Here is a 20,291-nt window from a genome sequence, read left to right on the forward strand (position 1 = left end):
AGAATTGGCTTAGCGAGCCTGTTCAGCGCCGCCAGTCTGTTCGGTGCCATCTGCCAGTTCAGCAGCGTCCGCCAGTTCCCCTCGTGAATGATGACGGGTCGAATAGGCCGTCGACTCCAACTCGGTACCTGACGGGGCTGACGCAGGTGAAGCAGCCTCAAGCGTCGTGCCGCGCAGCTTAGAAATCCAGCGCATGACATGGTAGATCAGCAATGCTGCACCTGAACCCAGTGCAATACCTTCGAACTGCATGCCGCCGGCAACCCACGTGAAGTTCGCGATTGCGACGATCAGGGAAACCGCAGCGGTGTTGAGGTTAACCGGGTCAGAGAAGTCCACCTGGTTCTGCACCCAGATACGCACGCCCAGCATGCCGATCATGCCGTACAGGACGGTGCCTGCACCGCCCAGAACGCCAGCCGGAATCGTCGAAATGAGGGCGCCGAACTTGGGCGTGAGAGCCAGAAGGAACGCCATGCCTGAGGCGACCAGGTACGCGGCCGTGGAGTACACGCGGGTCGCAGCCATCACACCGATGTTTTCCGCATACGTCGTGGTACCTGAACCACCGCCGGCACCGGCAAGCATGGTGGAGCAGCCGTCAGCGATCAGTGCACGCCCGGTGATGCCGTCAAGATCGCGCCCGGTCATCGCTGACACCGACTTCACGTGACCAACGTTTTCAGCAATAAGGACGAAGACAACCGGGACAAACAGGCCCAGCGTCGATGGATCAAAAGCAGGTGTGGAGAACTCAGGCAGACCGATCCAGGAGGCTTCAGCAACGCGTGAGAAGTCAACCTCGTTCTGGAGGATTGCTGCAACGTAGCCGATCAGCACGCCGAACAGGATGGACAGGCGTCCGATAATACCCTTGAAGAGCACGGTGATCAGGCAGATTGACACGATGGTGACCACTGCCGTCAGTGGGCCTTCCTTGACCCAGTTCCATGCGGCTGGCGCAAGGTTCAGGCCGATCAGCGCGACAATTGCACCGGTGACGACCGGGGGCATCACGACGTCGATCCAGTGTGCGCCGGCGAAGTGCACGATGACGCCGACCAGGGTCAGGGTTGCACCGGTGGCGATTACGCCACCCAGGGCATAGTTGTGGCCGAGGGTCTGTGTGACAGCGGTGATCGGCGCAATCAGCGCGAAAGATGATCCGAGGTAGGACGGCATGCGTCCGCCGGTGATCAGGAAGAACAGCAGTGTGCCGACTGCGCAGAAGAACAGCGTGGTCGAAGGTGGGAAGCCTGTGATCAGAGGGACGAGGAACGTCGCACCGAACATGGCGACAACGTGCTGCGCACCGATTCCGATGGTGCGCGGCCACGACAGACGCTCTTCGGGGGCGACAACCTCGCCGGGAGCGATTGACGTGCCATCACCGTGAAGTCGCCATGAAAAAAAGCCGCCCCGAGGACGACTTGACGAATGGGAAGACTCGCGCGAGGCGCGAGGGGTAGCTGAACCGCTCATGCGGATGTCTCCGATCAGTTGATAAGGATGCAAAAGTGCAGGCCGTTCACCGGTCGGAACATCACAGTATCGAACTTGCCGACAAAAGGCTAAATTCCGCGGCAAATCATGGTTGATTTCACACGGGTGAACTGATGGGCGAGTTGCCTGAGCGTGCAGATAAGCTGTGACCATAGATGAACCCAGTCGTCATGCCGTAGGGTGGGACGTAGCAGGATCGTCACAAGGGGATACCAAAGATGCCCTCGGTCAGCACAGGGCCGCGGGGAGTGAGGGGGGAACTGGTGAGTCAGCCAGCGACAGGTCCGCAGTTGCACGTGCTGGATCCTTCTCTTGATTCCTCACACAGTGCCACAGAAAACCCGACGCTGGATCCGTCCTTGGATCCATCCCTTGATCCTGCACTGGATCCGTCGTCGCCCCAGTTCGTTTTCCCCGGAACTCAGAACATTGACCCGGCCATGGTTTTCTCGGCCCCCGGATACAACGCCCCTCGCCATAACTCCAACACTGCCGCCACGATTGGCCTGTGGATGGCAGCCCTTTCCCTGCTGGCGTTCCCTCTGACAATCTTCGCCCTGATCTTGAGTATTGCCGGACTCATCACCTCGTTTTCACGCGGTGGTCGAGGAAGGCACGAGGCCGTCGCCGGGCTTGTTGTATCGGGCATCGTGATCATCTCGATCTGTCTCGTTGTCGGCATCTTCGTCATCGGTTTCACGGCCGGTCTGTAGATCCCATGTTTCGACCGTAAGGGTACCGGAAATTCTTTCTTTGCCTACACTTGAAGCATGAAGCCTTTCTTGCTGGTATCAACACGCCCCGAAGAAGAAGCGATCGACGCTGAATACCATTCGTACCTCCTGGTCAGCGGTTTGACGCCGTCCACGCTCGAACAGGTTCGCATGGATATGCTGGGGCTGCCCGAAGTTGACGTCAATGCCTACAGCGGCATCTTCGTGGCTGGATCGCCTTACGGCACCACTACTCCCACTGAGAAGAAGTCATCGTCCCAGCGCAGAACTGAGGAAGATCTGGCTCACTTGTTCCATCAGATCCTCGAGGCGAAAACCCCATGTCTGACCACGGGTTACGGAACGGAGGTTGCCGCGACGGTTCTGGGCGGCACGGTGACGACACGGTGGGCTGAACCGGCTTCGATGGTGACAATCACCCTGACTGAGGAGGCCGAGGGCGACCCACTGCTTGAGGACTTTCCGCGCACATTCACAACCTACGTCGGCCACCACGAAGCAGTAGAAGAAGTGCCGCCGGGCACGACGGTTCTTGCTAAATCAGTCACGTGTCCCACGCAGATGATGCGTTTTGGGCCAGCTTTTTGGGCTACGCAGTTCAACCCTGAACTTGACTCCGACGCAATCAATCAGCGCCTGGCGATCTATGCCGATGCCGGCTACTCAGGCACTGACGATCTGGAGACCCTGGTGCAGATCGGCCACATGGGTGAAGGAACCCACCAGGCGGGACAAATCGTGAAGAAGTTCGTTGAAAGGTTCAGGCAGCAGTAATGCCACGGTCGTCATCCTCGCTGCCTCATCTGGATGAGCTGGTCGAGCTGTGTGCGGGTAAGCGTCTGGCTGCTCTGACAGGTGCCGGAATGTCCACTGATTCAGGGCTTCCGGACTATCGCGGAACCGGATCGTCTGGCACGCCGACAGTGGATATCGACCTGTTCCTGTCGGATCCGAAATGGCAACGCTGGGTGTGGGAGCGAAACCAGGTGACATGGCGAGCGTTGCAGGACCTGCCCGCCACGCGCGGACATGAGGCGCTCGCACGCATGGAGCGGGCAGGAATCCTTCACGGCGTTGCCACTCAGAATGTGGATGGCCTAGATGAAAAGGCTGGGATCCACCAGCTCGCTCTGCTTCACGGCTCGTTCTTGACGGTTGACTGCATGCAGTGCGCAGCGCGGTACCCCCGAGAATGGCTCGATGGCGAGTTGCGCGCCGCCAACCCAAATCTGGTCGACGACCCTGATCCCACTCACGTGGCGATTCTGGCTCAGGTTGATCCCGAGGGCGCCACGGCTTCCGCGATCACGCTGGTTCCCTGTCCGCAGTGTGGTGGGATCCTCAAACCGAATGTCGTCTTTTTTGGCGAGATGCTGCCATCAGACCAGATGGACAAGGGACTGACCTTTGCTGCGCAGTGTGACGTACTCCTGGTTGTGGGCACGTCAGTGAAAGTGTCAACCGCCGTGTGGATTGCTCATCAGGCGATCAGCAGCGGCGCTGACCTGATCGTCATCAATCGTGGGCCGTGCGACCTCGATCATCACTCTGCCGTTCGCCTGCGCATCGACGGCTCTGCCAGTGACTATCTCGAGGCACTGGCAGACGCCCTCGGTGCGTAAAGCCCTACCGCACAGACTTGATCCGCATGATAAATACGCACGCAATGACAGCAAATGCGATCGCTGTCGGGAACACAAACGAGTATGAGGACATGGCCGTGACAAGTACAGACGTGATGATCGGGCCAACAGCCTGACCAAGCGTCGTCGCTATGTTCAAAATGCCCAGATCTTTACCCGCAGTTTCCTTCGATGGCAGCACATCGACATTGAGCGCCTGATCAACTGACGAATACGTGCCGTATCCGAATCCTGCAAATGCGGCAAACAGAATCATGCCTGTTGTTGTCGGCATCACCCACGGGATCAGGTATCCCACTGCAAGCAGAATCGAGGCGACGACAACAGGGATCTTCCTGCGGTGAATCAAGTCAGATAGCGGTCCTGACGTAACCGTCGCAATCGCCGATACAATCAGCGTCACTATTGCCATTGTCGCGATCGTCGCCGAGGCCTGGGCATCTGTTGCACCAATGTGATCCTGGAGGATGTACAGCTGGTAGTTGAGGATCATGTAGTAGCTCAGAATCAGCAGTGAACGGCCGACAAAGGCGCGCCAGAAATCCGGGGCATTGCGAGGTGGGCGGAAGGACTTGAGCAAGTCAAGCAGGGTTTCTTTTTCATGCTGCGTTTCGCCATTGCGGGAGGAGCCTTCCCGTGGCCACACCATAACCGTGAGAATTCCTGCCAACCCCATGAGGATTCCTGCCGTAACGAATCCGGGCAATGTCTGGCCGAGGAAACGTGCACCTACCAGCTGGCCCACTGATTGGCCAACCAATGTACCTGCTGCGATAAATGCGGACATAGTGGCACGTTGACGCTCGGGGATTCTGTCCGACAGTGTTGCGATCACCGGGGCAATCATCATATTGAGACCGACCATGGAGATGGAGTAGGACAGTCCGATCAGGAATGCATTGGGTAGAACCTGAATCAGGAACAGCGAGGCGCCACCTAAAATGCCGCCGGTGAAAACCCAGGGCGTACGTTTGCCAAACACCGAGCGAGTACGGTTTGAGAGGTTACCGGCAATCAGATTCGACAGGAGCGAGACGATTGCAGTAATGGTGTTGAGGGCTCCGAATACTGCCTCTTTATTCGCCACGCCAATGTCTGTGAGCCGCTGCGGCAGTAGGACGCCCGAGACAATCATCAGGCCGCCCATCCACAAGAATGAGAACAGCGCGAGAGCCGCTGCGAAGCGGATGGTGTCAGCTGTCAATTTCGGACGGGTCACCTGTGAGGTGCCCGTCGTGCCGGTATCAGTGTTCATCTTGCCTTCTTTCTTCGTTATTCGTTAATGGGAACCGGAAACAGTGGATCAGTGAGAGGGCGTATGAACGACTGCAACGTCCCATGCGCCAAGCTTGATTTCTTCCCCGGCCTTGTAAACTGCGCCGTCAAGTCCCGTCGCACGTTCAGGCACAACATAGGTACTGGGCTTCCAAGACCAGTTGTGTATGAAGTGCAGCGTTGTGTTCTGAGTGCTCGTAGCACGCATGTAGGTTTGCTGTTCGCCTGCATGTGCTCGCCACTGATCCGGCTCGAGCGACGTGGAATCGACCCATTCGAACAGGTGACGCGCCAGTTCACGATCCGGGTAGCACCCCACGGTGGTTACTCGCCCTTGGCCCGTTTGCTGGGTCGTTGCAGCTGCGTAGTCGTCCAGGAATGGGTCATCGTAGTGACCAAGGACGAGGACGTCGTCGCTGTCCGGAATCAGGCAGTCGGCATACCACTGCGCATGTCCTTCCCACTGCCCATGAACTGCAACGGGGTGCAGCAGCGTGGTTGATTCGTCGTAATGGACACCAGCATCTGTTCGAAGTACGCCTGGCTTGGTGCAATCACGAACAATTGCTTCTGCATCTGCCAGCCCTGTACGCGGCATAACGACAAGGTGGCCACCTGCAGCGACGTATTCGCGCAGCAGCTGCAGATCCTGGTCGGAAAGCACGTAGAGGAAAGCGCTAACCAGCACCGGCCAGCGTCTGACCATCTCCTCAGGGCTCGTACCGAGTTGATCAATGCTGACAATATCGGTGGTCAGGCCGGCATCCTGGATACCTCTCATGAGAAGTGCCATGCCTTTGTCGTAGGCACCCTGGTCGCCGCGAATGCCTTCACCAATGGGCGGTTGGAATTCAGTTGCCCAGCGCGATTCAGCCGTGACAATCACTCCGATGTCAGAATGCGGTGTGAGCCCTGAGATGAGTTCGCGTGAGCTTTCCAGCTCGTGGGCCACATCTGACAACTCGTGATAGGTACGGGTCGGTGTCAGCGAGTGACCGAGGATTCCTTCCCACCATGTCTCGAATCCAAATCTGTTGGTGTGCCAGTGCCAGTATTCAATCATCTGAGCACCGCGGGCAATCATCTGCCATACGACCTGTCGGCGTTGGCCAGGCCACGGCACGATCAGGTTATGGGAGTAGCCAATTGAGGTTGCTCCCGTTTCGGTGACGACAAAAGGTGCGTCTTTCATACCGCGGGAGACGTCAAGAAGCATTTGAACATAGGCGGGGCCAGACCAGGGAATCCAACCGGGAGCACCTTGAGGATCCAGTTCGTCTATACCAGGCTTTTCTAGGCCGACCTGTGCGGCAAAGTAGATGTTCGATCCGGCGATATCAAGTGCGCTGGCCACCTCTGTAATGTCTTGTCCCGGCTGGTTGGCTGCAATACACGTGGCAACGATGTGGTGATCGGGGACCATCTGGCGAACCAAGTCAGCCTGCCATTGAATCATCTCGTGAGTGATTTCTGCCTGGAATCGCCGCCAGGCTAGGTCATAGGAAGGTACCGTGTTACCGTCGGGCGTCCACAGCTCATCCCACGAGGTGATTCTGTGGGACCAATAAGTCAGGCCCCACTTCCGGTTGAGGGTGTCGACGTCACCGTAGCGTTTCTGAAGCCATTTCTTGAAGTCGGCGAAAACATCCGGATTGTACATCAATGCCAGACCGGGCTCATTATCCACTTGCCATCCCACCACAGCAGGATGATCTTTGTAGCGCTCAACGATTTTCCGTATGACGCGTTCGGCCAGACGACAGAAGGTTGCGTTGTGGTAGTTGATGTCCTGTCGCCCGCCGTATGGCTTTTCCACACCTGTCGCGACCTGCAAGGTTGTCTCGGGGTATCGCACTCTCATCCACGGAGGCGCGGCATATGTCGGTGTCCCGATGATGACATCGATACCACGCTTATGGGCACCATCAAGGATCGGTTGAAGCCATTCAAGATTGAAGACCCCGTCTTCTGGCTCCCACGTTGACCAGACGGATTCACCGACTCGAATGATGTTGAAACCGCCCTCGACCATGAGATCCAAGTCCTTATCGAGACGGTCCTCGAAATGATACTCGTGATAATACGCAGCACCGAACCCTATCTTGTTCTGCCATGGGTGCGTCATTGTCTGTCCCTCTTCATTGATTGGTGTTCACAACCGGACTTACACGCGTAAGCAAACGTTAGCTCATAACTTAAGCGCGTAACCCAAAATCGTCAAGCGATATCATTTGATTGCCCCAGCAGTCGCAGGAAATGAGCAATCATGGCTAACGTCCGTCGCCGCCCCACCAGTGCCGATGTCGCAAGATTGGCACGCACCTCGCGCGCCACGGTGAGCTACGTTCTTAATGACAAGCCTGGGCAGAGTATCTCGAGTGCCACGCGGGCACGCGTCCTTCAGGCGGCGCAGAAACTGGGCTACACACCCAATTCTCTTGCCCGCGATCTTGCAATGGGACATTCGCGGGTCGTCGTGATCGCCATGCCACCTTTTCCCTCAACATTCAAGTTAGGGCAGTACTACCAGCAACTCAGCACCGCAATCACTTCATGCGGATTGACCCCGCTTCTATGGTACGAAAATGAAGAGCTAACAGCGTCGCTGCTATCAGCGATCACTCCAGCCCTGATAATTGCTCCATATGGCTTGGATACAGACGATATTGAAACTTTCGATTCTTTGTCGATTCCACATGTCGAAGGAGGACATTCTCAGGAACTTGCCGGCTTAGAGGTAGGCAGGGCTCAAGTCCACTATTTGTTCTCACGAGGTTCTCACACGATTGCTCTCGCAACTACGGACAATCCCCTGATGCAGATCTTTTCGGCTCCGCGTGCACAAGGCGCTCGAGCTGCACTCAACGAAGCGGGATACCGTAGCCCATTCGAGCTAGTGCTCCCCATCCCACAAGGAGGAGATTCGGCTGAACTCACACAGATGGTAAACGACTATCTCGACTTGAATCCTGAGATAGATGCGTTCGCCTGTTACAACGACGTTCACGCAATGCCGATCATGAATGCTGTACTCAGCAGAGGCATGTCGATCCCCGATGATATCGCAATCATCGGTGTGGATGATGAGTTATTCGACTCGTATCTGCCGATTCCTCTCACCACTTTCACACTCGCTGGCGACCCGACAGCAGCTCAGCTTCTTACTGATGGACTAAACATGCTTGGAATCACAGCGGACATTGAAATCCCCAAACCCCCTATCGCTCGTCTCGTCGAACGTCAATCAGCTTAAGAGACAGTCCAAATTACTAATGAGAATCGCTTCGCATCCCCGAGACACTAGGCTATTCAGACCGTGCTGCAAGTATCGATACTCACCACCTGAACTGGTCTTCACCGATGGGGCCTTGCTCCCCGACCATCCATCCTTGACGGGCAAGGGCAAATGAAGCTCCGGACTTCACGTTCCAGCAGCTCATGCCGTTCTGCGTCGACTGACATGCGACGTCACCACTGGTTGCAAACTTGCCGTATTCAAGGGCCTGCCCACCACCTTGTGCGGACTCCACGCATTCGCGCGAAACTCCTTCGGCGGTGGCAACCAGATTTGTCAGCCGGTCACCGCAGCTCTCAACTCCGGCAGCTGCGTAATCGTCATCAACAATGACACATGAGACAGTTTCGTCGGACAGGGTGCAGGCAATATTGCCCGAGGGCGCCATGATCTCGCCGGCCTGAACTGCACCCGCCGGTGCCGGGTACACGATCGGTTGTTCATCTGACTGAGCCTGCTCTGGTTCGGCCTCCGACTGCTCTTCAGCTGCCCCGTTGCTTTCAGGCTCGGTCGACTGCGCAGACGACTGCGGAGCCGGCGCGGGGCTGGGATCAACCGGACGGGAGGGGAAAATCCCTTTGAATACCACGATCGAGATCACCACAAGCACAAGAGCGATGGCGATAAGGATTCCGAGCACCAGTCCCACTCTGGACTGCGACGATCCATCAGATTCACCGCTTCGATTCCCCTGCTGGCGGCTGGCCTGGTCGAGGGCGGCCGTACCGGACGCCGCCTGAGAAACAGGTGGAAAACGCCCCACTCCCTGCTGTCCGTATGCACGCCTCTGGGCAAGCGCCTGGTCCACCGCGGGATCTCCCAACGATCCCAACCACTCGAGCAGCCCCGAGTAGGTGTGCGGATTCTGAGCAACGACGGCACGCAGCTCCGGGTGACGGTAGGCGATATCCCTCAGCGTCTCATAATCCGTACCGGGGTCAGCGGCCAGTTGATGCAGGTTGCGAGGATCTGACTGATTGTTCATCGCGTTTGCCTCCATCAGCTCCAATGGTGTTGCTGACAAGCCTAGCGCACCGCTGCACGCCTGACGATCGCGCGGGCGAACTCTGCCCTATTGTCCGAGGTCACCGCACTCACCTATTCAGTGCGCGGGCCGATAGGCGAAGGTGTCGAACCCGATCTGTTCGATCTCGCGGGCCAGCGCCTCAACCTGGTCATCCCACCCCACCGCGTCGGAGCGGAAACCGTCAGGCGCACCCATCGCCCTGGCCTGCTGCAAGGCAAAACGGCGAACGCCGCGCCGGAACGCCTCTCTCGCCACCGTCAAACCGTCACGCGGCCCATCGGGGTACACCGTCAGGCGCACTTCGTAATCCACCGACCGCGAGCGCGCACCGTCATCACCCTCGTCGCCAGCCGAACCAGCGCTATCCGCGCCTGGGCTGCGTTCGGCATACTCGAGCAGCACGTCCAGTGCCTCCCACGCTTTCGTACCGGCACCTTGGCGTCCCGCCACGACCTGATACGTGTCCGGCATCGCTTTAACATCAATCCCGACCCAGTCAACCAGGCCCTCAGACAGCACATCACGCAGGCGATGCGGATACGGCCCTGCGGTGTGCAAACCAATCAGGAATCCCATCTCGCGCACCCGACGCATCGCCGGTATCAGCGCCTGCTGGCGTGTGGCCTCCCCTCCGGAAAACACCACGCCATCGAGCAGTCCGCGGCGCCGTGACAGCAGATCCTCCACCGATGACCATGCGACCACGCCCGGGATCGTCGGATCGATGATCGCGTGGTTATGGCAGTACGGGCACAGCCACGGACATCCCTGGCAGAACACCGATGCGACCAGCTTGCCAGGCCAGTCCACCGTTGACATCGGGGTGAGCCCAGCTATTTGGAGGTCGTCGGCGTTGACAAGGCGCCCGCGGCCTGCCTCGTCCTTCATGAAAGGGAGACGGGAGGAAAGGCGCTGACCAGTTCGCCGTGCTGAGAGGCGGCTGATTCAGTGAACATTGTGCGTTCGGCGTACTCACCCTTCTTGCCGATGTTGAAAGACTGGACGGGGCGGAAGTAGCCCATGACGCGTGTCCACACCTCACACGTCTGCGGAGCACTGTTCGGGTGGGCATCCGCGCAGCGTTCACACGTGAAGTGCTCGCCAGCCAGATACCCGTGGACCGGACAGATCGAGAAGGTCGGCGTGATTGTCACGTACGGCACCTTGAAAGCAGTCAGAGAGCGACGGACCATTTCCATGCAGGCCTTCGCAGATGAGACACGCTCCCCCATGTACAGGTGAAGCACGGTGCCGCCCGTGTACTTGCCCTGCAGCACTTCCTGCTCTTCCAGAGCCTGGAATGGGTCGTCGGTGTAGCCGACGGGCAGCTGCGAGGAGTTCGTGTAGTACGGCTGATCGGCGGAGCCGGCCTGCAGGATGTCGGGGTAGCGTTTGCGGTCTTCCTTGGCGAAGCGGTACGTCGTACCTTCGGCAGGGGTGGCCTCCAGGTTGTACATGTGACCGGTGAACTCCTGCAGCTGAACCATGCGGTCGCGCACGCGATCGAGGATCTTTTCGCACATCTCGCGTCCACGCGGATCCGTGATGTCCATCTGGTCGTCGGTGAAGTTGCGGACCATCTCATTCATGCCGTTCACACCGATGGTGGAGAAGTGGTTATCCAGTGACCCCAGGTAGCGGCGCGTGTAGGGGAACAGGCCGTGTTCCATGTGGTAGGAAATGGTTTCGCGCTTGCGCTCCAGCGTGTCGGAGGCAATGTCGATCAGCTGGTCCATCGCACCGATCAGTCCGTCCAGGTCACCCTTGTACAGGTAGCCCAGACGCGCCATGTTAAGCGTGACCACGCCCACCGATCCGGTCAGCTCGGCCGACCCGAACAGGCCGTTGCCGCGCTTGAGCAGTTCGCGCAGATCCAACTGCAATCGGCAGCACATTGATCGGATCATATGCGGATCCAGATCGGAATTGATGAAGTTCTGGAAGTAGGGCAGGCCGTACTTCGCGGTCATTTCGAACAGGCGCAGCGTGTTGGGCGAATCCCAGTCGAAGTCCCTGGTGATGTTGTACGTCGGGATCGGGAACGTGAAGACGCGTCCGTCAGCGTCTCCCCCGGTCATCACTTCGATAAACGCCTGGTTGATCAGGTCCATTTCATGCTGCAGGTCGCCGTAGGTGAAGTCGCAGATCTCGTCGCCAATCAGCGGAGCTTCATCCATCAGATCGTCGGGGCATGTCCAGTCGAACGTGAGGTTCGTGAACGGGCACTGCGAGCCCCAGCGTGAAGGAACATTCAGGTTGAAGATCAGTTCCTGCATGCACTGGACGATCTCCTCGTACGTCATGTTGTCGAGGCGGACGAATGGCGCCATGTAGGTATCGAAAGATGAAAACGCCTGCGCACCGGCCCACTCGTTTTGCAGCGTGCCCAGAAAGTTGACGATCTGACCGCACGCAGAGGAGAAATGTTTGGGTGGGGCCGAGGCGATCGCACCGGGCACACCGTTGAAGCCTTCCTGGATGAGGCGTTTGAGCGACCAGCCTGCGCAGTACCCGGAGAACATGTCGAGGTCGTGAATGTGCAGGGCTCCCGAGCGGTGCGCTTCACCGGCTTCCGGTGAATAGATCTTTTCCAGCCAGTAGTTTGCGACCATCTTGCCGGAGGCGTTGAGGATCAAACCGCCCAGGGAGTACCCCTGGTTTGCGTTCGCATTGACGCGCCAGTCGGAGCGTTCCAGGTATTCATCAATTGTGCTGATGGCATCTACGTCATAGCGCACGGTTCAGTCTCCTCTGCCTTGATGTGGGGTCGACGCGCGGAAAGCCCGCCACGCGTCGGGGGTTTCGTCACAGGGAAAACAGCCCGCACTCGGGCTGCTGCGGCGTCAGGCCGTCGTCCTTGTCGACGTTGCGTGAACACCATATCTAGTTGCCGTTTTAAATTCCACCCACTAGATGTCGTGGTTCGGCGTGTCGCATGCGTCAGCTTTGATTCCCTCGTCGAGCATGGGCCGAAAGTCCCCATCTCGCCCAGTGGGCGTTGCACAGCGTCCCCCTCGTCGGTCACTTTGTGCGTGTTGTCATTGACGAGGGCGACCGCGCCCGCTGTTTCACCGACTGTTGCGAGATTGCGGCTGCGCCCACGACAGGCGGTCCACCTCGCACATCACAGCCCCCGCGATACCACTGAGCATGAACATGACGGCCAGGGCGAGCCACCTGGTGCGCGCCGGGTCACTGGCAACGAACTGTGCGTAACCCAGGTCCCACGCGCCCGGCGCAAAGTGCGAGACGATGTCGACGTTGGGCATGAAATACCATGCGATGAGGAGCGCGAAGATGATCGCGCAGCCACAGAAGAAGGACAACATGCGCCGCGCCATCACGCCGTGCCGCCTGCGGTGTTCAACGGGTGCGAGCAGCTGCGCCCATGTGCCGGCCACCAGCACTGCGACCAGAACATCGGAAGGGCGATGCCAACCATACATGATGACGGTCATGGCCATGAGCGTGGTCCAGATCCACCCGACGTAGGCGGCCGGGGTGCGCACCCATCGAGGCGCCACGATGACCAGGGCGAGCGCGATGGATGCGGCAAACGTTGTGTGGCCGGAGGGCAGTGAGTTTGCGATGTGGATCGACGATCCCAGATCCGGTCGCGCGATCAGGAGTTTGACCAGCTGCGTGGTCAGATTTGCCGCAACGACGACGATGATGGCACGCACGGCCAGGTGCCACCGCCTGCGCGCAATCGCAACGACCGCGACAACGACACACATGACAACGACGGCCTGCCAGGAGGCCAGGTGAACCAGGATGCGGCCCACCGGCGCAACAGTGGGGCGCCACGTGGCCAGCGTTTCCATCAATGCCGTATCCCAGGCCTGCCCAACTGCCGTGAAGACGGCGCCGCGAATCGTCACCACGATCACGACGATATACACCACGGCTGACACAATCCGGCGGAACAGCCGTGCGCTGTATCCATCCGGGCGGGCGGCCCACTGCTGCGCCGGGCGAGATGATGGCCCGATTTGGTAGGACGCGGACGGCGATGTGGATGAGGCCGGTGGTCCGGCTGCGCGCTGACCAGCACCATCTTCGGGCACCTGCCGCACGTCAGGGCGAGGCTCGTCAGGCATGGCCATCTCGCTTACTCCTCGGTTCGTGTTGAGCATTCCCGATAGAAACTGTATTCCATGATGCGCCAACTTCCGAGCACGGTTTCACGGCCGCGCGCCGCCCAAGCGCGCGAGTCACACTCGTCTAGACATGTAGGATCTTGCGGCTCTTCGCAACGAAGTTCTGCCGCCCTCTTTTCCCTCACGTAGGATGAAGAAAATGAGGCCTGGGCACCTCGCTCAGGAAACGGCACGATAAGCGCATATGATGAAAATGCATCGGCAGCTGGCAAGGGAGGGATGAGCGTGTCACCATCACAGACGTCGCCCGTCACATCGACCCGACTGGACCGGACTCTGACGGATCTTCATGTCGATTTCCGCCCCTCCTCAACCGATGACGCAGTGTTCACCAGCCTGGAACAAAACGCGTTCTACTCCTGGGATCTGTCCCACCCTGATTTCTTCCGTATCCGCGCTCACTGGCGCGGTGAAGCTCCTGATGAAGACAGCCGCACCGAACTTGAACTGGTAGCCGCCAAGATCAATCCAGTCGAGTTCAGCCCCAAGCTCTTTATCGTGCCACTGGCTGACGATGAGGGATACCAGCTCGTAGCCGAGACGACCCTCATCATTGCGGACGGCGCCAGCGACGAACAGCTGACCGGGTTCATCACGCGCTCGGTGGCATCCATTGCTGAAGTTCTGCACGCCCTCGAACGCCAATTGCCGGACATGGTGACCTGGGATGTGGACGCGCCGCACGAGGAGGATCGCTGACCATGTCTGACGCACCTGCAATTCTTCCTGTCGACCTGGATCGCATTGAGCGCGCACTGCGCGACGTGGGCACACATCCGCGTCCCTCCGCATCCAACCCGACACAGCTTCAGGTCAGACTTGGCAGTGACCTGTTTTTCGTCTCCCTTTCCGAGGGCGACGATCCGTGGCTGACTGTCAGTGCTGCGCGCCTGATCACACGCCTCTTTTCGCGCCAGGCTGGCACGTTAATTGAACGAGCCAACCAGTGGAATGCGCAGCGGGTGACACCCACGGCGTTCGTCCAGACCGATGCTCAGGATCGTTCCTTCGTCTTTACCCGCCTACGCGTCTCAACAGCACACGGCCTGTCAGATGCGCAGCTTCGAACCAATGTCAATGTCGGGCTCAAGGGCGGCAGACAGGCTCTGGACTTCATTGACGGCGTAAGCCAGCCGCCAGCCACTACGGCCCCGACATCTCAGCGCGCTGAAAGCGATGACGTGTCATAGGGTGTTGGCAATGCCAGTGCGCCCACTTTTCCACGTATCCGCCACTCGTCCTGAGCCAGAGGAGGTCGTCATGGTTGCGTTGTCCCGTCCCATTGATGTCCAGCGCATACGCACATTGCTTGCGGGCAATCACGTGCATTTTGATGACTGGGAAAACAACCAACTCGTCGTTCCCACCCCGAACGCGATTTACCTGTGGGATGCGACGTATCCGAATGTGCTGATCATGCGGGGCATCTGGCGAGGCATCGCACGCAACGACGCTCAGTTCTACGCACTCGAATGTGAAATCGAAGCCTGCAATTCGATGCGTACGGCACCCAAGGCTTACCTGGCGCCCCTGGAAGATCAGACGAGTTTCGGCCTCCACACCGAATGCGCCATCCTCACGTCAGCAGGTCTGACCGACCAGCAGCTCTCCACGTTCTACGAAACCTCGATGGCGATGACCATGTCGTTCTTCCACGATCTGGAGGCAACACTGCCCGAATTCATCACATGGGAACGCGAGGAGGAGGCACAATGAACACGTCGCTGCATTCAGTGCCTGATTCAGCGGATTCCGCGCGCCCCACACCGGTCAGCCTGGATCGCGTCATCAGCTGCGCCCACGCGTTGACATACGAGCTGGGTGTCCTCGTCAAAGATCAGGCAGCCGGAGTAGTGATCGAGGAGGTTCCTTTCCTCTTCTCCTTCGATGCGAGCGAGCGTTTCCTGTGTGTTCGCGCGGTGTGGGATACCGATGCGCAGCCTGATCGGTGCAAGAAGCAGCTCTTTGCCGCATCCGACTGGTGGAATCGTGAGAAGTTCATTCCCACCGTCTACACGATGAACAGCCCCGATCACCACGTCCAGGTGTGCGCTGACTTTACCGTTGACACGCAGTGCGGCCTCACGGACGCTCAATTGTCCGACAACCTCGCAGCAGGGGTGAGCGCCGGCCTCGAAGCCATCGCCTACATGCGTCAAGCATTCACCCATACGTCGTGTCCCAATGGCTGATGTCGCAGGTGCCGATTCGACGAGGGCGCCCTCGTCCCTGAGCGCGGGCATCGACGACCTTCTTGCGATGCTGGAGCGCATTGGTGCGCGTGACGATCGGCTGGTCCACGTTCACAGCATTCCTGCACGACCGGCACGCACCGCACCGTGGCCTGGGTGGATCAACCCCTCCGTCACACACGCAGGCGCTGACCTGGGTATCGAGCACGTGTGGGAGCACCAGCGGCGCGCACTGGACGCCGTGCACGCCGGGCAGGACACAGTTGTTGCTACCGGGACAGGCTCCGGGAAGTCTTTGGTCGCATGGGTGCCGATTCTGTCCGATCTGGCCGACCACGCCGCATCCGACAGGCCGGCGCGTATCTCCGAAGTACACCACCGGCCCACACTGTTGTACCTGTCCCCCACGAAGGCGCTTGCCGCCGACCAGTTGAGCGCACTGCACAAGTGGATCAACACGACGCAGGGCACGCAGTGGGGAGTGCGCGTGAGTACGGCGGATGGTGATACACCACGCGAGGCGAAGGACTGGGCGCGCGCACATGCCGACATCGTCTTGACCAATCCTGATTACCTGCATTTCGTCATGCTGCCTGGCCATCAGCGGTGGACACGCCTGCTGGCTTCCCTGCGTTACATCGTCATCGATGAGCTGCACTACTGGCGCGGCATGACTGGCTCCCACATTGCCCTGGTCATTCGCCGCCTGCTGCGTATTGCCCGCCACCTGGGCGCGAACCCCACCGTCATCATGTTGTCCGCCACTGTGCGTGACCCTCACGATGTCGCCCGTCAGATGACGGGGCGTGAGGACATCTGCGCCATTACCGAGGACGGCTCACCTGCCGGTGAGCATCAGCTCATACTGTGGCAGCCTGCGTTGCGCCCCGACCCGGACGATATCCCCATTGACGCATTCCTGGACGCGCTGGCTGACAATGAGCCGGTCGTGCTGGAGAAGGCACCGTCCACGTGGCGTATCAGCGCCACGTCCGAAGCTGCCTCGCTCATCGCTGCTTTGGTGGAGCGTGGCGCTCGTCTCCTGGCATTCGTGCGCTCACGCGTGGGAGCTGAAACCCTGGCGGCGCATGTGCGCGACATACTGTCTGCCTCATTGTCTCCGCTGGTTGGGTCCGTTGCCTCCTACCGGGGCGGATACCTGCCTGAAGAGCGCCGAGCATTGGAACGTTCTTTGCGGTCTGGGCAGCTGAGGGCGGTCGCCACGACAAATGCACTGGAACTGGGCATGGACGTGTCCGGACTGGACGCGACCATTACTGTCGGCTGGCCGGGTACGCGCGCATCCTTGTGGCAGCAGGTGGGCCGTGCCGGTCGGGCCGGAGCGCGCGGCCTTTCGATTCTCATCGCCAGCGACAATCCGCTCGACTCCTACATCATCCATCACCCCGACGAACTCACCCGGGAGGTTGAAGCCGCGGTCATTGATCCGCTCAATCCGTGGGTCCTGGCGCCTCACCTGTGTGCCGCCGCTCAGGAGCTGCCGCTGACCGCTGACGATGCCGCTTGCTTCGGTCTGCCTGACGGTGACACCTCTATGTTCGATGACCTGGCTGATCAGGGGCTTTTGGTGCGCCGCCCGGCAGGGTGGTACTGGGATGTCACGCGCGGCGACCGCGCAGCTGATCTGACCGATTTACGAGGGGGCGGCGGCGAAGTCCAGATCATCGATCAGGCCACCGGCACCGTCATCGGCACAGTCGACGAGGGGTCCGCCGACGCTCAGGTTTTTCCAGATGCCATCTACCTGCATCAAGGGCGCACCTATCACGTACTGAGCCTGGCACCGCTGTCACCTGGTGACGGCGGACGGGTCGCCCTCGTCGAACCTGTCTCAACGCAGCTGCGCACCCGCGCGAAACAACACGTTGCTGTCTCCATCGTAAGTACATCCCAGGAGTGGCACAGTGCAGATGGCGCGGTCACGTGGCACACCGGCGAGGTTGACGTCACCACTAGAGTCACTGACTACGACCTGCTTCGACTTCCGGGCCTGGAATTCATCCGTAACCGCGAGCTTTCGTTGCCGTCCCACACGCTGGAGACCGTAGGCGTGTGGTTCACTCTAACTCCCGGTGCACTGCGCAGCATTGGCCTGACGCAAGCTGAACTGCCGGGCGCTTTGCATGGCGCTGAGCACGCGATGATTGCACTGCTACCGCTGCTGGCGACCTGTGACCGCTGGGATTTGGGCGGGTTGTCGACCGCACTGCACGAGGACACTGACGCGCCTACCGTCTTCGTGTTCGATGCCTATCGCGGCGGCGCTGGTTACGCGATGTACGGGTGTGCGCACGCTGCGCGGTGGGTGCAGGCAACTGTGACGCGCCTGCAGGAGTGTCTGTGTTCGGACGGGTGCCCGTCGTGCGTGCAATCTCCCAAGTGCGGCAACGGCAACGAGCCGCTGTCGAAGGCCGGCGCGATCGCGGTGCTGGAGTTCCTGGCCAGTCACTGCCCGCCGGAGGAGGCGGCGCCCTCGGATTCGCCCACACCGTCTGCTTCTCCCGATTCTTCGTCTTCCTGCCCCGCGACCGTCCGATCCTGAGTCGAGGACCTCACCACAGGACCAAAATTCACAGGGATTTTTAAGGTTCGCTCAAAGCTATTCCAAGGTAGGGCCCGTAGTGTTGACACCATCGAGCCAACGAGGTTCTATAGCGACTGTTTCAAGGGAGCTGTTTCTCGATTAGACTCGCACTGTGTTGATGGGATGCCTGAGGGGCCGGTCTGCTGACCGGCCCCTCAGTGCGTCTGCACATCGCGTCTGCTTACCTCCAACACTTCAGCCTCGCAGATACGCCACTACCGGCGCACCTTTTGCCGCGCGAGAGGTCTCGACATGTACTGTGTGTAGGTGCATCTTCTTCTGGGAATCTCATTCGCCAGCGACATCAGCCTCGACCCGGTGTCCGTGCGCGGAGCTGCAGGTGTCGAACGCACAGGCGACCTGCGGGATCGCCACGTCCGCGAATTCTCCCGCGTCATTGATCCCACTCGCCCTGACAATATCCGCGAACTGCAGGTCACGCTGCGTGACTCGGTACGAAAACGCGAACGGCTCTGGCTTTTGATGATGACACCCACCGATCGCGCGCACTGGGAACAGTGGCTGGCCCCCGACCTGCTCCACGAGCTCGGACCCGTGCAGACCTACGAGGGGCAGCAATGCCAGCCCATCGGCGTAGCCCCGCGTCTGTTAATCCCATTCCTTCTGGAACGAGGCAGACCTGAGGACCTGGCGTTCCTTCACCATGCCCTCACGGGCCTGGATGCACTTTTGGTTTCAGCTTCCACTTACCGCGGCCTCACGCAGGCAGGTATCCGCCTACAACACCGTTTCATGGTCACGCGAATACTGACGAATCCGAAGTTCCTGGCTTACGCGGTTGTGCTGATCTACTCGGCGCTGCGCGTGTTGCCCGTGTCGTATGTGCGCGAATTCCACGGCTCGCTTCTGTTGTTGTGGCTCATCGACCTGACGACGGCGATTCCCTACACGTGGGGCGTGCTCACGATGGTGACGGCCGCGCATTTCCTCAAACGCATGGCAGGACTGGCCGTCACCGTCATCACCTTCGTCGCGCCCTACGTGTACTTCGGGCTCAACGGAAAAGACTACCCCGGGTACGTCATCGTGATCATCGCACTGCTGATTGCCTCTGCCTTCGTGCTCGAAGGTTTCAAGTACTGGCTGGACCGGCGTGCCAATCGCCAGCTCTCCAGCATCGAGCCTGATTAGGACACGTGGCGTTTGGAGGGGCGCCCTCGTACGGTACGTTCTGCGCTGACGACCATCAGCCACACGCCAGCCACGAGCCACACGATCATGAGCCACAGCGGGCGAGCCGGGTACAACCCCACCATCACCGCAGTTGTCACGACCCACAAGGCGGCGGCAGTGGCATTGAAGATGCGCAGGTGAGTGACTCTGAAGGGATGGATCCACTTGAACGGGATAACGGCCAGCACGGTGAAAATCACGACGATCAGCCAGTTGAACCACCAGGGCGTCGCGAACAACCACATGATAATAGCGACGACGTTCCACGCTGCCGGGAACCCTACAAAATACCAGTCCGAGGACTTCATCTTCGTGTTGGCGTAACAGAACATGGATGAGCCGAGGACCAGTGCTGCAGCAAGGATTGGCCATTTGCCCGGCCCGAGCGGAATGTAAAGGAACATGAACACCGCTGGAATGAATGTCCACGTCAGATAGTCCACGACGTTATCCATCATCACGCCAGAGAACCACGGGACCACTTTCGTCACGTCAGCCGCGCGTGACATTGGCCCGTCAACAGCGTCCACAATCAGCGCAATTCCCAGCCACAGCCACATCATCTTGATGTCGCCAGAGCGCAGTGAGTCGACTGCCAGCAGTGCCCAAAGCAGACCGCTCATGGTGAAAGCATGGATGCACCATACGGTCACTCGTCGTTCA

At 59.4% G+C, this 20,291-nt stretch carries 18 protein-coding genes; 10 read left to right on the forward strand and 8 right to left on the reverse strand.

The features are described from left to right. Positions 1–9: 9 nt before the first annotated feature. A complete protein-coding gene (locus BLT69_RS09480) occupies positions 10–1,482 on the reverse strand; it encodes a uracil-xanthine permease family protein (RefSeq protein WP_092649153.1) in 1,473 nt (490 codons plus the stop codon). Positions 1,483–1,766: 284 nt separating this feature from the next. Here BLT69_RS09480 and BLT69_RS09485 point away from each other — a divergent pair, with 284 nt between their 5' ends. The 3 genes from BLT69_RS09485 to BLT69_RS09495 are packed head-to-tail and all read left to right on the forward strand — an operon-like array spanning position 1,767 to position 3,859. After that, the gene (locus tag BLT69_RS09485; RefSeq protein ID WP_092648899.1) at positions 1,767–2,216 is read left to right on the forward strand and encodes a hypothetical protein; all 450 of its coding nucleotides are present in this window, start codon (positions 1,767–1,769) and stop codon (positions 2,214–2,216) included. Between the two features lie 57 nt (positions 2,217–2,273). After that, positions 2,274–3,011, forward strand: coding sequence for a glutamine amidotransferase-related protein (locus BLT69_RS09490; RefSeq protein WP_058237440.1), 738 nt, complete (start codon positions 2,274–2,276; stop codon positions 3,009–3,011). Then, a complete protein-coding gene (locus BLT69_RS09495; protein WP_092648900.1) occupies positions 3,011–3,859 on the forward strand; it encodes an SIR2 family NAD-dependent protein deacylase in 849 nt (282 codons plus the stop codon). Before BLT69_RS09490 ends, BLT69_RS09495 begins: the two co-directional genes overlap by 1 nt. A 4-nt stretch (positions 3,860–3,863) precedes the next feature. Here the strand turns inward: BLT69_RS09495 and BLT69_RS09500 are convergent, their stop codons facing one another. Both BLT69_RS09500 and BLT69_RS09505 read right to left on the reverse strand, forming a co-directional pair. Further along, on the reverse strand, positions 3,864–5,135 hold the full coding sequence (locus BLT69_RS09500) for an MFS transporter (RefSeq protein WP_092648901.1): 1,272 nt from the start codon (positions 5,133–5,135) through the stop codon (positions 3,864–3,866). Between the two features lie 48 nt (positions 5,136–5,183). Then, complete coding sequence (locus tag BLT69_RS09505; protein ID WP_092648902.1) at positions 5,184–7,280, reverse strand: beta-galactosidase; 2,097 nt, start codon at positions 7,278–7,280, stop codon at positions 5,184–5,186. 141 nt (positions 7,281–7,421) lie between these two features. Between BLT69_RS09505 and BLT69_RS09510 the strand changes: the two genes are divergently transcribed. After that, positions 7,422–8,408, forward strand: a complete 987-nt coding sequence (locus tag BLT69_RS09510; RefSeq protein WP_092648903.1) for a LacI family DNA-binding transcriptional regulator — start codon at positions 7,422–7,424, stop codon at positions 8,406–8,408. 82 nt (positions 8,409–8,490) lie between these two features. Here the strand turns inward: BLT69_RS09510 and BLT69_RS09515 are convergent, their stop codons facing one another. From BLT69_RS09515 to BLT69_RS09530, 4 genes are all read right to left on the reverse strand, one after another. Next, complete coding sequence (locus tag BLT69_RS09515; RefSeq protein WP_092648904.1) at positions 8,491–9,435, reverse strand: variant leucine-rich repeat-containing protein; 945 nt, start codon at positions 9,433–9,435, stop codon at positions 8,491–8,493. A gap of 117 nt (positions 9,436–9,552) precedes the next feature. Next, on the reverse strand, positions 9,553–10,365 hold the full coding sequence (locus BLT69_RS09520) for an anaerobic ribonucleoside-triphosphate reductase activating protein (RefSeq protein ID WP_092648905.1): 813 nt from the start codon (positions 10,363–10,365) through the stop codon (positions 9,553–9,555). Beyond that, entirely contained in the window at positions 10,362–12,215 is a 1,854-nt protein-coding gene (locus BLT69_RS09525) for a ribonucleoside triphosphate reductase (RefSeq protein ID WP_092648906.1), read from the reverse strand. The genes BLT69_RS09520 and BLT69_RS09525 overlap by 4 nt, the downstream gene beginning before the upstream one ends. A 330-nt stretch (positions 12,216–12,545) precedes the next feature. Further along, positions 12,546–13,583 (reverse strand): phosphatase PAP2 family protein, encoded by a 1,038-nt coding sequence (locus BLT69_RS09530; RefSeq protein ID WP_070725260.1) that lies wholly within the window; start codon positions 13,581–13,583, stop codon positions 12,546–12,548. Between the two features lie 279 nt (positions 13,584–13,862). Between BLT69_RS09530 and BLT69_RS09535 the strand changes: the two genes are divergently transcribed. The 6 genes from BLT69_RS09535 to BLT69_RS09560 all read left to right on the forward strand — a co-directional run bounded on the left by BLT69_RS09535 (position 13,863) and on the right by BLT69_RS09560 (position 19,586). Then, positions 13,863–14,336: a hypothetical protein gene (locus tag BLT69_RS09535; RefSeq protein ID WP_157886400.1), complete on the forward strand. Its 474-nt coding sequence runs from the start codon at positions 13,863–13,865 to the stop codon at positions 14,334–14,336. 2 nt (positions 14,337–14,338) lie between these two features. Next, entirely contained in the window at positions 14,339–14,827 is a 489-nt protein-coding gene (locus tag BLT69_RS09540; protein ID WP_058237450.1) for a YbjN domain-containing protein, read from the forward strand. Positions 14,828–14,897: 70 nt separating this feature from the next. After that, complete coding sequence (locus tag BLT69_RS09545; protein ID WP_058237451.1) at positions 14,898–15,353, forward strand: hypothetical protein; 456 nt, start codon at positions 14,898–14,900, stop codon at positions 15,351–15,353. After that, a complete protein-coding gene (locus BLT69_RS09550) occupies positions 15,350–15,829 on the forward strand; it encodes a YbjN domain-containing protein (protein WP_058237452.1) in 480 nt (159 codons plus the stop codon). Before BLT69_RS09545 ends, BLT69_RS09550 begins: the two co-directional genes overlap by 4 nt. Further along, the gene (sftH, locus tag BLT69_RS09555; protein WP_257590318.1) at positions 15,822–18,392 is read left to right on the forward strand and encodes a DEAD/DEAH box helicase; all 2,571 of its coding nucleotides are present in this window, start codon (positions 15,822–15,824) and stop codon (positions 18,390–18,392) included. The genes BLT69_RS09550 and sftH overlap by 8 nt, the downstream gene beginning before the upstream one ends. 309 nt (positions 18,393–18,701) lie before the next feature. After that, positions 18,702–19,586 (forward strand): hypothetical protein, encoded by an 885-nt coding sequence (locus tag BLT69_RS09560; protein ID WP_092648908.1) that lies wholly within the window; start codon positions 18,702–18,704, stop codon positions 19,584–19,586. On the opposite strand, the gene BLT69_RS09565 is transcribed toward BLT69_RS09560, so the two are convergent. After that, positions 19,583–20,251: a CDP-alcohol phosphatidyltransferase family protein gene (locus BLT69_RS09565; protein WP_257590319.1), complete on the reverse strand. Its 669-nt coding sequence runs from the start codon at positions 20,249–20,251 to the stop codon at positions 19,583–19,585. The two genes, BLT69_RS09560 and BLT69_RS09565, sit on opposite strands and share 4 nt — an antisense overlap. Positions 20,252–20,291: the final 40 nt, after the last annotated feature.

Origin of the sequence: Schaalia radingae, from assembly GCF_900106055.1 — a bacterium.
In the GTDB taxonomy this organism is placed as follows: Bacteria; Actinomycetota; Actinomycetes; order Actinomycetales; family Actinomycetaceae; genus Pauljensenia; species Pauljensenia radingae_A.

Coding starts and splice junctions, on each gene's coding strand:
- BLT69_RS09480 (WP_092649153.1), bottom strand. CDS start 1,482: ATGAGCGGTTCAGCTACCCCTCGCGCCTCGCGCGAGTCTTCCCATTCG.
- BLT69_RS09490 (WP_058237440.1), top strand. CDS start 2,274: ATGAAGCCTTTCTTGCTGGTATCAACACGCCCCGAAGAAGAAGCGATC.
- BLT69_RS09495 (WP_092648900.1), top strand. CDS start 3,011: ATGCCACGGTCGTCATCCTCGCTGCCTCATCTGGATGAGCTGGTCGAG.
- BLT69_RS09500 (WP_092648901.1), bottom strand. CDS start 5,135: ATGAACACTGATACCGGCACGACGGGCACCTCACAGGTGACCCGTCCG.
- BLT69_RS09505 (WP_092648902.1), bottom strand. CDS start 7,280: ATGACGCACCCATGGCAGAACAAGATAGGGTTCGGTGCTGCGTATTAT.
- BLT69_RS09510 (WP_092648903.1), top strand. CDS start 7,422: ATGGCTAACGTCCGTCGCCGCCCCACCAGTGCCGATGTCGCAAGATTG.
- BLT69_RS09515 (WP_092648904.1), bottom strand. CDS start 9,435: ATGAACAATCAGTCAGATCCTCGCAACCTGCATCAACTGGCCGCTGAC.
- BLT69_RS09520 (WP_092648905.1), bottom strand. CDS start 10,365: ATGAAGGACGAGGCAGGCCGCGGGCGCCTTGTCAACGCCGACGACCTC.
- BLT69_RS09530 (WP_070725260.1), bottom strand. CDS start 13,583: ATGGCCATGCCTGACGAGCCTCGCCCTGACGTGCGGCAGGTGCCCGAA.
- BLT69_RS09540 (WP_058237450.1), top strand. CDS start 14,339: ATGTCTGACGCACCTGCAATTCTTCCTGTCGACCTGGATCGCATTGAG.
- BLT69_RS09545 (WP_058237451.1), top strand. CDS start 14,898: ATGGTTGCGTTGTCCCGTCCCATTGATGTCCAGCGCATACGCACATTG.
- BLT69_RS09550 (WP_058237452.1), top strand. CDS start 15,350: ATGAACACGTCGCTGCATTCAGTGCCTGATTCAGCGGATTCCGCGCGC.
- sftH (WP_257590318.1), top strand. CDS start 15,822: ATGGCTGATGTCGCAGGTGCCGATTCGACGAGGGCGCCCTCGTCCCTG.
- BLT69_RS09565 (WP_257590319.1), bottom strand. CDS start 20,251: ATGAGCGGTCTGCTTTGGGCACTGCTGGCAGTCGACTCACTGCGCTCT.